At 43.1% G+C, this 12,940-nt stretch carries 12 protein-coding genes; 3 read left to right on the top strand and 9 right to left on the bottom strand.

What is annotated here, in order from left to right; translation table 11 throughout:
* Window positions 1-86 precede the first annotated feature (86 nt).
* From H509_RS27575 to H509_RS27570, 3 genes are all read right to left on the bottom strand, one after another.
* Entirely contained in the window at window positions 87-260 is a 174-nt protein-coding gene (locus tag H509_RS27575; protein ID WP_157277519.1) for a competence pheromone ComX, read from the bottom strand.
* Window positions 261-309: 49 nt separating this feature from the next.
* A complete protein-coding gene (locus H509_RS0107305; RefSeq protein ID WP_028544506.1) occupies window positions 310-1,236 on the bottom strand; it encodes a polyprenyl synthetase family protein in 927 nt (308 codons plus the stop codon).
* A gap of 674 nt (window positions 1,237-1,910) precedes the next feature.
* Window positions 1,911-2,078 carry a hypothetical protein gene (locus H509_RS27570; RefSeq protein WP_157277516.1) on the bottom strand — a complete coding sequence of 56 codons (168 nt, stop codon included), beginning with the start codon at window positions 2,076-2,078 and terminating at the stop codon, window positions 1,911-1,913.
* 476 nt (window positions 2,079-2,554) lie between these two features.
* Here H509_RS27570 and H509_RS0107295 point away from each other — a divergent pair, with 476 nt between their 5' ends.
* Window positions 2,555-3,124: a hypothetical protein gene (locus H509_RS0107295; RefSeq protein ID WP_028544505.1), complete on the top strand. Its 570-nt coding sequence runs from the start codon at window positions 2,555-2,557 to the stop codon at window positions 3,122-3,124.
* Window positions 3,125-3,525: 401 nt separating this feature from the next.
* Here H509_RS0107295 and H509_RS27565 read toward each other — a convergent pair whose 3' ends face one another.
* The 6 genes from H509_RS27565 to H509_RS0107265 form a co-directional block, all read right to left on the bottom strand.
* The gene (locus tag H509_RS27565) at window positions 3,526-3,693 is read right to left on the bottom strand and encodes a hypothetical protein (RefSeq protein WP_157277513.1); all 168 of its coding nucleotides are present in this window, start codon (window positions 3,691-3,693) and stop codon (window positions 3,526-3,528) included.
* Between the two features lie 21 nt (window positions 3,694-3,714).
* Complete coding sequence (locus H509_RS0107285) at window positions 3,715-4,749, bottom strand: lantibiotic dehydratase C-terminal domain-containing protein (protein WP_028544504.1); 1,035 nt, start codon at window positions 4,747-4,749, stop codon at window positions 3,715-3,717.
* A gap of 796 nt (window positions 4,750-5,545) precedes the next feature.
* The gene (locus H509_RS0107280; protein ID WP_028544503.1) at window positions 5,546-7,189 is read right to left on the bottom strand and encodes a DUF4179 domain-containing protein; all 1,644 of its coding nucleotides are present in this window, start codon (window positions 7,187-7,189) and stop codon (window positions 5,546-5,548) included.
* Window positions 7,179-7,727, bottom strand: coding sequence for an RNA polymerase sigma factor (locus H509_RS0107275; protein ID WP_028544502.1), 549 nt, complete (start codon window positions 7,725-7,727; stop codon window positions 7,179-7,181). The genes H509_RS0107280 and H509_RS0107275 overlap by 11 nt, the downstream gene beginning before the upstream one ends.
* A gap of 289 nt (window positions 7,728-8,016) precedes the next feature.
* Window positions 8,017-10,047 (bottom strand): S-layer homology domain-containing protein, encoded by a 2,031-nt coding sequence (locus tag H509_RS26700; RefSeq protein ID WP_028544501.1) that lies wholly within the window; start codon window positions 10,045-10,047, stop codon window positions 8,017-8,019.
* A 235-nt stretch (window positions 10,048-10,282) separates the two neighbouring features.
* Window positions 10,283-11,368 carry a DNA alkylation repair protein gene (locus H509_RS0107265; RefSeq protein ID WP_028544500.1) on the bottom strand — a complete coding sequence of 362 codons (1,086 nt, stop codon included), beginning with the start codon at window positions 11,366-11,368 and terminating at the stop codon, window positions 10,283-10,285.
* Window positions 11,369-11,642: 274 nt separating this feature from the next.
* Here H509_RS0107265 and H509_RS0107260 point away from each other — a divergent pair, with 274 nt between their 5' ends.
* On the top strand, window positions 11,643-12,377 hold the full coding sequence (locus H509_RS0107260; RefSeq protein WP_028544499.1) for an MBL fold metallo-hydrolase: 735 nt from the start codon (window positions 11,643-11,645) through the stop codon (window positions 12,375-12,377).
* Entirely contained in the window at window positions 12,361-12,933 is a 573-nt protein-coding gene (locus H509_RS0107255; RefSeq protein ID WP_028544498.1) for a TetR/AcrR family transcriptional regulator, read from the top strand. Before H509_RS0107260 ends, H509_RS0107255 begins: the two co-directional genes overlap by 17 nt.
* The last annotated feature ends 7 nt before the right edge of the window (window positions 12,934-12,940 follow it).

Here is a 12,940-nt window from a genome sequence, read left to right as displayed (position 1 = left end):
TAATCAGATAAATAATTATCAATATAATAACAGTTGTAAAAATTAAATCTTTCCACCTAATTGCTCGGATTATTTATCCACCTCTCTTATTGCCAATAACGAAATACATTGTCCTTTGCGGAACGCTGTTCAGGCTGTAAAGTTTCCATTATTGCTCGTTGTTGAATGGACGATACTCCAGCCAAATTAAGTTTCCCTTGCAAAAACATTTCTCTTTTCGAATTATCCGCTAATAGTTCTTGAATAAAGTTCTTAATCATTATAAATCTCCTCCAAATAAATAGTAGTATATGAAACTTCTAGTTCTTGCTAACTTTTGGGTTGCACAAAATACTTAATAAAGTGTTCACGTATGGGAATGGGTGGCGACAGAGAATCAAAGAGTTCTAAACATTGATAGTAATGGCCCTTCAATAATACCTCTATGTATGTCCTCACACCTGTTTGGTCCAGCAGCGTAACAATCTCTTCCGTATTCTCATGTTCGCTTAAATATAGGGCTAACGGATTAGATCCTTCACTTGACACAAGCTGTGCCTTCTCAAGCTCTTCCGACATTAATAAGATCGGCAACGTTCGTCTATCCGATAGGATATCGCTTGACTCGTGCCAACGAAGCATATTGCGGTAGTCATTGTACAGCTGTGCCCCAAGACCCATTTCGGTCGCATAATTAGCAACCGTCTCATTCCAGGCCCCAGTAGCAAGAATAACACCTGCCATACAGGCCATGACCAATATGGATGCAGATTTCATGGTAATCATGTTCGTATACCCATCTGGATCAGCCACATCATTTTGCAAATCCATCATCTGACCATTTATGGATTTCAGAAGTAATCGATCTACTTGATCAGATAAAAGCTGTATCCGTTCATGGTCTAATGAACTATTTCCCATACACTGATGCCCTAATACCATAAAGCCTAGTGCTACATTAATAGCAAGAGGTTGAGGAACCTGCATCCACGGCTTAGACGGCGCATCCTGATCCTGAATATCATCAAACATGTCACAGCTCAACACAAACAGTTCGATAGCGGCCGCTGCCTGATAGATTCGTTCTCCTTCTCCTCCGAACATGCGATAGTGGAATACGGTTAACAAGCCAAAATGAGTACCTTCCTCCAGCTTGTCTTCCAAGAAAGTACGCGCATACGTCCGTAGCGAATCTTGAAAATATTCGTCGATTGATGCGAGCAATTCCTCTTTTATTCGCACTAACTCAACTTCCATGTCCCACCTCCAAATTGATACTTTACTACTACTGATAATAATAACTATAAAAGAAAAAACAGGCAACCATGTAGGAGTTCATAATGAAAAGAAATCCTAAATTATACTGTCTCTGTTTTTAATTTGATATAAAAATGTCGAATTTTGTCCGTTATTGTCACGAGTTCCGTTCTATTTAGTACCATTTATCCCTATTCATGCTTTTTCTGATTCAGCTCTAAAATATTTAGCTCTACAGAACCATTATCTTTTAAAGCGTTTATATACTAATAAATTTGCTCTTTTATGGAGTAGTTATAATCTCACTCGCTGAAAGCTGGGGACATATTCTTCTCCCCCTATACATCGTTATATGTGTTTATATTGTGGGTGTCATATTCAAAAAATCTGCGAGAAAGCGAACATAACAAAAAACAGGCCAATCATGGTAGAATCTGACCATAATCAACCCGTTCAATGTAACAGAATAGCGTAAATTAGGTTATAAAATTAAAGCATTTGATGTGCGTACAATCGAAGCGTAGAAATCTTTATAAGGGTATTATATGTGTTATAGGTTAAATGATGGTTTCATTAAGCACTCCCCGACCATTAAAAAGGAATAATCCCATTCTTTATAGCTTGAGCGCATGAACTTATTGATTGTCTAAGAATTGTACTGAAACTGTCCCACACTAAAACAGCAGGGCCATCTCCCCCAACTTACTGATAAACTTGAGGGTCATTACCTTCTGATAGAACAAGGAAATTAAATTCATATCCTTGGTGCATTGAAAAAACAAATCATCAGTTGGCAAGTTGAAATTCTCTTCATTTTCTTCCAAATAAGTCTTCTGCTTCATTTCTAAGCTCCAAGAGGTCCTCTACATTACGAAATAATATATCCGTTCCTCGAAAAAGCAATCCTGCATCATGACCAATTGATAAAAGAAATTCTCTATACTAATATTGGTAAAGCAAAACCTATGCACATTCCCTGTACAACAGGAACAGCTATTTTCCGAGACTAAAGCACTTTCACAACAGGAGGTAGAAGCCGGAATTCCGTTTGCACAAATTAAAATTAAAAATTTAGAGCTGTTAACGACAAGCGAGCAAATATTAATCACCTATAAAGCACTAAAAAATGGTGTTTTTACAATCTTCTAAACAAAAACTTGCGCATGGAAATCAACATCCAGCTATTCCATCTGATCCTAAAATCATCTCAAATTTCATTTTTCCTAATAATTATAGCGAAAATTGAAATATTTTAGAGGTAGCAAGAGTCTATATAGTATGAACTTAATTTTCACCAGTATTGTTAGGGGGTAAAACCGTGAGGGTTAGAAACATATCCTCGCTCGTTTGGATAGCTCTAGTATGTTTTTTGGTTATAGTTATGAGTGTAAAAGGGCAGATGGCAACAGCTGAAGACGACCCGTCCAATTACGTCATCCAGTTCGAGGGAAAAGTGGCTAGAGATGATGAAGTTTATTTAAAAGACGGCAGAATTTACGTATCCTTTAAGTTTCTGACTCATGCGCTTGGTTTGAACGTAAATATCTCTCTAATCCAAGAAGAGCATGTCTATCACAACTATGAGACACAACATAATAACAAAACCGTAAGAGTGTGGGGCAACGATGAGCACGGTTACCAGCTTCAAACTCGTCCGCTCGTTCAAAAGGGTCGTCCTTATAATACGGAGATGTCCGAACCAACATTTATAAGTAAGCCAAAATCGGACAATTGCAGATGGGCTCAATCCAAATGTTACAGCCCGTTTGTAAATAAAGGAACCTTGTACGTCCCCCTTCGCGAAATAGCAATGGTATTTGATCTAAACGTAAACATCCAGCACACAGACAAGCTAACTGTTGTTGATTTACAATCCATGGTCAAATAACATACATCAACCGTTCTGATAAAAGTCAGTTCCTTGCTTCATACGGCTTACGTAGGTTTGACCCGTCATGCTGTTTCAGAGAAAGATCTGTAGCAGCATGTTCACTTTTATGTATCATTCAAGTACAGCAATAGCACAAAAAAGGCAGCAGACGATGGGAAACTGAAGTGTATTCCCGCTCTGCTACCTGCTTGCTAAATGGTTAAATTTATTGAGACAGTATAAACTTAGATGTAGTGTAATTACGTATAATGAAGTGTCATGATGCAATAGATAGATGCATAATGGATGTGAGCCCACTGGCTAAGACGAGTTGAGTAAAATACAGGCGGACAAAAAATGACTAGAGGCATCTATAGAAGTAAAAAAACGCGGACATGTGTGAATCATTTTGGAACGTATTATTTAAACTTATCTTTTTCCACGATATGTCCCTTAACAGCTTCACGACTCAACCCTGCCATCGGATCGTTCATGCGCTGAAACAGAGAAGACAACGCCTGCATTCTCATCTGAATAATACTCTCTACCGTTCTTGGAGGACCGCTTCGATGCGGGTTCACGTCCATAGGGTAGCCCTCCTTTGCTTGTTATTGGGCAAAACTTGCTGTTGTACGGATCGTCACAGGCATCCTGCACCCCGCATGTATGCCTTGATTCTCCACACGTTCCATACTTCGAGCTAGCAAAAATTTCAACATAAATTGTTCATGCCGATTAATATGAAACAGTGGCATTAATGCCACTACGCTATCGTTTAGCACCTGAAGAGCGGAGAACTTATGACCGTATCGCTCATAGGAAGCCAATTGATTAGGGATCACGCCTACTTCAGAAAGCTTGCAGATTGCGTTGTACAGCTCCTTACGTGCAGCTGACCACCGACGCAGGATAACATCCTCCCCCACATACAGGCCATCCTTGGTCGTATGCAAAATAAGCTCCTGTACAACCTCATCGACAGTTCTGCCTAACTGGGCATCGGCTGCTTCATACTGCTCCTGAACGAAGTCACGCTCCGGTAAGTTGGAAATATATTGGTTCACTTTAGCACGGGGAGAAAGGTGACCGCGCAGTAAAGCTTCCTGCAGGTCGTAGCCGCCATTAACGGCCATCATCCGAAGCATTTGGAGTAAGCGAAATCGGCTGTTTGAACGGCTTCGTTCAATCTCGCTCAGAATTAACTCATGTGTATAGGCATAAAAACTGTGCAGCAGTTCCACTATGGCTTCATTGTCATACCACTCATTTGCAATATGAAGCTCACTTGCTACAATGCTGTTGTTAGGTGCAATAAGCTCAATTGATTTCGGATCACGCTCAGGCGTTGACCATTTGCTGAATAGATCCTTATAACTTCGTTGATCCAATTGCTTAGTAGAAGGGTACTTCTTTAAATAGGAGCCAATTCGACGTCGGAGTACGTGTAGCGCGCGGTCAAAAGAAGCCTCATGGTCTACTTCTACATGGATGGCAATGTGCGGCCCTAAATTCCATCGCCTCTGCACATAGGCTCTAATCACTTGTCCCTCTGCTTGAATGCGTTGCAATACCGGTCGTATGCCATCAAGGAGCAGTGATTCCTGCATATCCTCATAGTAGTATACGCGCACTGCTTTCCACACTAAGATAAACCTCCTTCGCCTGTCCTAATTGCGCTGCTGTTGCGACTCGTATCTATACATCCAGTAAATCTAAGTCGCTATCGCATGCAATGGGCTGAATTCGAATCGATACTTATAGCGGGTAAGGTTCTACCTTCAGCAGCGAATGAAAAGGATATGTTATCGATATCTCACTATATTTATTGTTGATAACAATAAACGATGCTGCAAGCGCAAGGGGGAGGCTGCTCGCAGCATCGTTAACCTAGCAGAGGAGGCAGTACCAACAACTAATCGTGCAAGAGGAGAAGTTGCACCTCATGAGTTGTTGACTGAGGAATGACTGACGTAACTGCAACCTTTGTCTTGTCTGTATCATATACTATATTTCAGATTTGTTCACCGACTTCATGCCCCGTAATTCCCACAATAATTTTGCGGGCTATCGGAACATGTCGAACTTCCAAAATCAAGCATTATCACTTTGTCGACTATGATCACAAACCCTTTACTGGCGCGGGTTAAGCTCACTTCCAACACCATCTCCAGATCCATTTTGTCACATTAGGCAAGCTTTAATTCTACAAGTTTTACGTGTAATTTACGAACACCGCAACTTATTCGTTAGCGTTATTGCGGGGGTACCACGCAGACCTTTTCCACTATTAGACAAGAGATTCATAAATGCCGAGGTTCCCCCCGGCATTTGTCAGTTTATTAAATAGAGAAGTAGTCTGCTATGAGCATTCATAATACCGAACCTTCAATTCTATTATATCGTATGAAAGCAGACTGCACTGCAAACTCTTCATAACCGTTATGATTTACTAGCCTCTTTTACAAGAGCCTGTGCTGCTGTCGGCGGAATCTCTATCGGGAATGTCCAAGCCTCGTCACCATAGTAATACCGTTTGGTAACGATAGGGGCTATTAGCTTTAACTCCTTATTCTCCCAAGATGGATCATATGCAGGAATCTGAATCGTATACTTTATGTGAGCAGTACCCGTAAACTGAGGCGATTGGCGAGTCTCTATTTCATGACGATCAGACTCAACCCTTAAATGCTCCCTTAATAAAGCGGACTCATTCGCCAACACCCACGCCCCGTATCTATAGTGTGGAGCCTTCAATGTAAGTTCCATGTCAAGCATAGCATTCAGCTTATCGGGATCTGCGGGGTCAATCTCCGTTTTAAATGCGTTTAGCTTAAATTCATGACCATTTGCTTTTAATAGTACGACTCCATTCCGAACATCAACAGGACGGAACGTCAAAGTAAGATCGGACAGTTCGTTGTACTCTTCATAATCCAGTCTGAACGTCAACTTCTTTCCTTCGGGCCAACGCCCCAGCAACAATTCAGAGTTGTTCGTATCACTAATTACATGGCCCGCTTCGTCTAACAACTGCCACAGAAAGCGGTGGGCATTCAACTCATTCTGAATATATTCATTTTGGCTTAATTGGCTCCAAAATGGCGGCTTATGCTCTACTTGGCGCTGCTTCGCCTCCGTTGTCATTTGATGGGACAATCCCAACCTCGTGTCGGTAGGCGTTAATACGAGCTTGTTTACGTTTAAATTTACTCCTTGCGGTGACGTAGTTGACTGATGCAACGGAATGTGAATTTTGGCATGCTCACTCTTTTCGAATGAGAAAGGAACACTAACCTTCCAATGGCCCTCCACCTTATCGTTAGAAGGTAAATGTAAAGATTCAGGTGTATGCTCATCCTGCCCACCTACAACTTGTATTTCCATATGAAGCGTCAATGGCTTGCCTTCCAGACCATGCGGCATATCCACTCGAACTGTAGAATAATCGCTACTGCCCATTCTGCCACCTGATCCTCCATTGGCTTTTGCCTCATATACCGTTCCTTGCTCGTCTGTAAAATACAATCTATTCTGCTTTCCGCTCATCCCATCAAAGCTTAAGAAAGGGTCATACACCTTCCCATCCTTACTGACTTGATAGGTGACATATACCATCGGAGCATCCGGCAGCACCTGATGCACGGACAAGGTGACCCCCTTATCTGTAGATGTAGCTTGCACCTGATCTGCAAAACCCATCTCAGCGGCACGGTCCAAATGGCCAAATCCATAGGAAATAAAAGATTTGATCATCTGGGCAAATGCAGGTGATGATGACGCACCTACAACGAGGGCACATGCAATGCCTGCTGCAATGAGTCCCGTGTTTCGGCGCATCCGTTTTCGTTTGGTTGCCGCCTTATTTATCGTATGGATCTGTTCCATAACGTCACTCGTAAACGATTCTGATACGATTACATCGGGTATTTGCGTCATCCATTCCCACTCATCTCGTTCTTCTTCCGGCTCCAATAGTACAGTACAGGATTCGCACGCTGCGGCATGTTTTTCCAGTGCGGTTATTTCTTCATTTGTTAATGGACGCTCTTCATCCAGCAGCGCTATAAAGTGGCTACACTTCAAGCAAATCCCTCCTTTCAGCCATCAATTCCCCTAACTTTTTCTTCGCTCGATGGAGATGGACTTGTACGGTTGTCACCGGTACTTCCAGCACTGCTGCAATTTCTTTGTAGCTCATGTCCTGTGCATATCGCATACATAAGACGGTCCGGTACGGTAAAGACAACTGTTTCATTGCTGCCGTAACTTCCTCTCTTCGCTCCTTTTTAAGAAGCTGCACTTCCGGAGTAGGCTCGCTTGACACTAGCGAGTCCTGAAGTTCCGTCCATTGACGTGTTTGATTTTTGCGCCAATTGGAAATGCTCAAGTTGACTGCGATTCGGTTCAACCAAGCCTGAAATCTACTTTCCGGATTATATTTGCTTAAATGTTTGTATGCTCTCACAAAAGCAGCTTGTGCGATATCCTCCGCATCCGCAGCTGAGTTTCCCATCCCTACAAGCATAGCAACAAGCCTATGTTTATATTTATTCACAAGGTGAGCGTAACTCTCCGTGTCGCCGGCCAACACCTGAGCTACCCACTCCTGATCTTCCATCATGGTCATTGTTCCTCCGTCTGTCCTCTGTCCTCTGTTATCTATTATCTAGTCAGTTCTTAAAGTGCTGTATGTACTTCTTTCAGATCGATCAGCTTGGTCTCCATAGTTGATGCATTCCCAGGCCTCCCATGTACCTTATTGAAGCTTCATTCTTAATACGTAGGGAGCATCACATATCTTTCAATAATAAAGCGATTTCATATTACTGGACATAAAAATACCTCTTGGGCCTTCCATCTATACTACACTTGTAGGATGAAGGAAGGCGTCAAGAGGCCGTTGACAAAAGTTAAGGTTTAGGTAATTCAAGGTTAATAATTTGTGTACAGCGGCTAACGGGCCCATATACACTTAAAATAATTTGATGTCTTCCGATAACTGGTTCTTCCATCAGCTTGATCCCAACTAAGAAGTCTTTATACGACCACTCCACGATCCGATTATCAAATGCAATGATTGTCACCTGTAAATTAGTAATTTCCTGATTCGGATCTGTAAAATAATCTCGTACGTCCATATATACGGCTTGTCCCACACTCATCGTAAGTGTAGATAATTCCTTTCCAGGCACAGGCTTTATGCCTGCGATAAGGGTGGCCTTAAATGATTGTTCGCTCGCCCCGCCCTGTCGATCCTTTGCGATAATTGTCACCTTTGTGGTACCCGGTTTTTTATTATATGTAGAGAGGACAAAAAATCCTTCATTATGCTTTACGAGATTAGGCTCAAAAATATCTGTATTTTCTACTTTCAGATCGTAAGTTAATCGGTCACCGTCTGGATCGCTAAAATATTGTTGTATATTCGGGATCCAGCTATTACCTTCTCCAATTGTAATGTCCGGCAACTGCTTAACAATAGTTGGCACTTGATTGTGCGCACGCAAAGGCTTTACTTTTAAATGAAACTGCTTTTCAACAGATTGATTAATCAAAGTTAATTTGGCCGTTAATGTTACATCCTTATGCTCTGTCCCGATCGCGCGGAACACTTCCCCTTTAGAAGAAATAACAGTTTCATCGGAAGATGACCATGTGATAGTAGAACTGATCCCAATGTTTGGAATCATTTCATTTATACTAGAGTATAGCCTGATCCGCTCCGTCACGTCATTTGATGCATCACCAGGATGAAATTCTAATTGGAGCATTCCTTCATCTCGGTAAAGCATACTCTTTTCCGATATTATATCCCCTGCAGTTGGAGGATACTTTAATACCGTCACATGAAAGGACTTGGATATTTTGGCCGAGCCCTTTATGATTTCGGCTGTTAATGTAAGTTGACCATCTCCATTTAAGTACCAAGGCCTATTAACCTTACCCGTCATGGCATTAATGATGCTATCGTCGCTAGACTTCCATGTAATAGTCGAACCATTTTTCCCAATTTTGGGTAGATATACATCATAAGTAACTGCTGTCACCGATTTATCGCGAGCATCCAGCAAGACGGTCAAGGCATCCGAATCTGCCGTAACTAATTGCTCATCCGACGGTGTAACCGTTCCTGTTCCAGATCCACCCCCGCCGCCAGAAAATCCGCCGCTAACGGGTGGAACCGACTTCTGATCTTCTAGTTTCTTGCGCTCTTCTTCCCGCTTTAACGCTTCCTGACGTTGCTTCTCTGTCTCTTCTTTCTGACGTTGAGATTCTTGCTGACGCTGTTCATTCATCTTCTGAATGGCGGCTTGTCCAACAGAACTAAGCTGAAAGTTGCTAGTAACAGCAGCTACTTGTTCACGAGTAGCCGTCCCTTTCGGATCAAATCGATCTGGAGTTGTGCCCCCCATCAACTTCAGCTCAATCGCGTAAGCAACAGCATCCTTAGCCCAAGAGGAGATATCCTTCTGGTCCGCAAACTTAAGTGTCTGTCCTTTACCCGCAACATCAACTCCAAGCGCTCTTATAAAAATGGAAGCCAATTGCTCACGGGTCAGCGACTCGTTAAGTCCAAATGTATGCTCGCTAACACCTTTAAACAGTCCTGCCTTTATGACAGCTTCTATGTAGGAGTACGCATAATGATCCACGGGTACATCCTTAAATTGCATGGTGCCTTTACTGTTCACGTTCACTTCCAGCTTTAACGCTTTGGCCATTATAATCGCAAAATCCTGTCGATTGATCTTACCTTTAGGATTAAATTTCCCTTCCCCGACTCCACTAATGATACCTTGACTTGCCAACTCTTGTATCGCCTGCTTAGCAAACGAATGTTCAATATCTTTAAAAGATGAAGGTGCCGCCATTACAGATGGCATGACTAAACTAGCTGCTAATATGCTGCTTAATGCAACCTTACTAAACCTGCTGTTCATTAATCGAATCCGCCTCTCTCTTGTTCTCTCTAGTATTTACCTTTATAAAGATAGCACATCCACGCCTATACCACTACTATATTATTCCATAATGCTATATTGTTGAATTTTTGTTATATTCATATACTATGAAACTATCCTAATTTTAAATCTTTTCCCTCCATTTCGCTTAGCCTTCACGTACACCAAAACAACTCCAATAGCCGCTATCTCAATACGAGACAGCGGCTTCTATTCACATAAGCTCAAGCATAAAAGAAGCTTTCTGCTTCCGTTCTCCATTTACCCATACTGATAGGATATGCTCGCCAGCATAATGCTTGCGTGTCGACAAGTCGCGGAATTCCTGTTCACGGGTTACCTTAGTCTTACCAGGCGGGTAGAGCTTGTCCGACAACTGGAACTTTTTCAGGGATCGACTCCCATTTGCCTTCACATATTCCACTCCGTATTCAATGCGCAGCTTCTCGGGCACTAGCGATTCATTAACAAGTTTAAACTGGAAACGTAGTTTCTCTCCCAATAGCAGCTTGTCTGCGGACAGTTCCAGCTCTTCCACATGCACTGGCAAATAGCCCTTATATCCAAACAATTGCAGCATGTCTTCATCTCCACGCTTCAGCAGCGTTCTCGCCCCATGTCGAATAATCCAGTCGGTATGCGGATGCTTGCCGATCCATGCAGCGGACAATCGTTTTACGAGTGTAGGATGATCCTTTGTAATATCATTGATATTATTTGCCACACTCTTACGTACGTACAAGGAGTCATCCTCTTTTAGCAGTTCCAAGATAGGCAGGATCGGCTCTGGATTTCGTTTGAGCTCTCGTAGTGCCATTGCCCAAGGCAATCGCGGCCTACAGCCCTCGCTAGCCAGTCTGCGAACATGCTCGTTGGAATGTGCGGCCCACTTAAGCATTTGCGCCATCATTCGCGGCTGGTCTCGCTCAATAAACGGTCTAACTGCAAATTCCGACGTAGAATAAGGGGTAAAACGTTCTAACGCACGAATGGACACCTCCCAATGTTCCTGCCCGTATACTTCCACGAAATCCGGAAACGTAATATAAGCAAGTCCTGACCCTAAGGGCGCAATTTCCATCAATACTTCGATTGCTTCCTCATACGAATCCGGAAGCGTCTTTCTTAATACAGCTGATACGTGACGTACACGCTGTTTAAGTTCACGTTCTTCCCAAGCTGCATCATGAACGAGAGTCAAAAAACGCTCTCCATCAAACTTCGGATATGCATTCGTTAAATGAGTAATCAGTGGACGAAAAAAAGAATCGCCAAAAATTTGTTTGCGCAGCTCAGACATGAAAAAGTCCTCCTATTAGATGTAATCTCTGCCCCGTTTGATAGGGAGTCGTTATTTCCTGTTGTGGCATTAGACATGTTCTAAAGTACAGCACAAAAAGAAATTTACGCACATACGTTCCCTCTATCGTATACTTTTTTTCGCTATTTAGCTAATCCATTTTGAATGTAAACAATTAAAATATAAAAACAGTTGCAAAACTAATGTAATTAGTTTTATACTAACATCATTAGTTAAAAATAATTAAAACCACCCTACTTGGAGGTCATATACAATGCGAGTGAGCAACATACACCAGATCTTTCAATTGTCCTTTATGCCCCGTCTATTCCCTGTAAATTGTTATCTCGTTGAAGAAGCAACCGAACTTACCTTAATTGATGCCGCGCTGCCCTACAGCGACAAAGGGATTCTACAAGCAGCGGAGAGAATCGGAAAACCCATTACCCGCATCGTGCTGACCCATGCTCACGACGATCATGTCGGCGCTCTAGACAAATTAAAAGCACGATTACCGAAAGCAAAAGTATACATCTCAGCACGGGATGCCAAGCTATTGCATGGTGATACATCCTTGGAGGCAGAAGAACCCACCGCCCCCATACGTGGCAGCGTCCCAAAAAAGGTCAAGACATCACCTGACTTTCATCTCCAAGAGGGCGATCTTATCGGCTCACTACTCGCGCTATCCACGCCAGGTCATACGCCAGGTTCCATGTCTTTCTTTGATCCAAGAAGCAAGACACTAATCGCAGGAGACGCCTTCCAGATTCGAGGCGGTATCGCTGTATCTGGTACGATGAAGCCGTGGTTTCCGTTCCCCGCAATGGCTACTTGGCACAAACAATCTGCACTAAGCAGTGCCAAGCGGCTAGCTGCGCTACAGCCCACTACCCTGGCCGTTGGCCACGGGGGATTGCTAGCTAATCCGCTGCCTGCTATGCAGCAAGCCATTGCGGAAGCGAAAACCGCTATCGAAAGGAGTGTTCAGTATGCGGCAAGGTCTTGATCAGCATACCGTGCTACAGGCAGCCGCTGAGCTTGCCGACGCACACGGTTATGAGCAGCTTTCCTTAGCCTCGCTAGCTAAGCAGCTTCAGATCCGGACTCCCTCATTGTACAATCACGTACAGGGAATGGCTGGGCTAAAGCAGGCGCTCGCTTCGTATGCTGTACGCAAGCTAAAGGAAGCGCTTGTCGAAGCTATTATCGGCAAAAGCGGCGATGAAGCGCTTCATGCATTAGCATTTGCCTATGTAGACTTCGTACGCCGACATCCCGGCTTATATGAGGCATCAATGGGCGCGCCTGATCCGTTGGACCCAGATTTCCAAACCGCTGGGACTGAAGTCGTTCAATTGATTGTACGCCTTATGGAACCTTATCGTTTAGAACCAGCAGCAGTAATTCATGCGGTACGCGGCATGCGCAGCATCGTGCATGGCTTTGCTTCTTTGGAACTACGAAAACAGTTTAACATCGAACTGAGCAAAAATGATTCTTTACGTTATGCCATAACAGCCTATCTAAAAGGCATCCAGCCCACAAATCAAAATTCCGACTAAATAGGAG

The sequence above is a fragment of the Paenibacillus taiwanensis DSM 18679 genome (assembly GCF_000425125.1).
Lineage (GTDB): Bacteria > Bacillota > Bacilli > Paenibacillales > Paenibacillaceae > Paenibacillus_B > Paenibacillus_B taiwanensis.
Note: the sequence above shows the minus strand (reverse complement) of the source record. Positions and strands in the feature narration are given on the sequence as shown.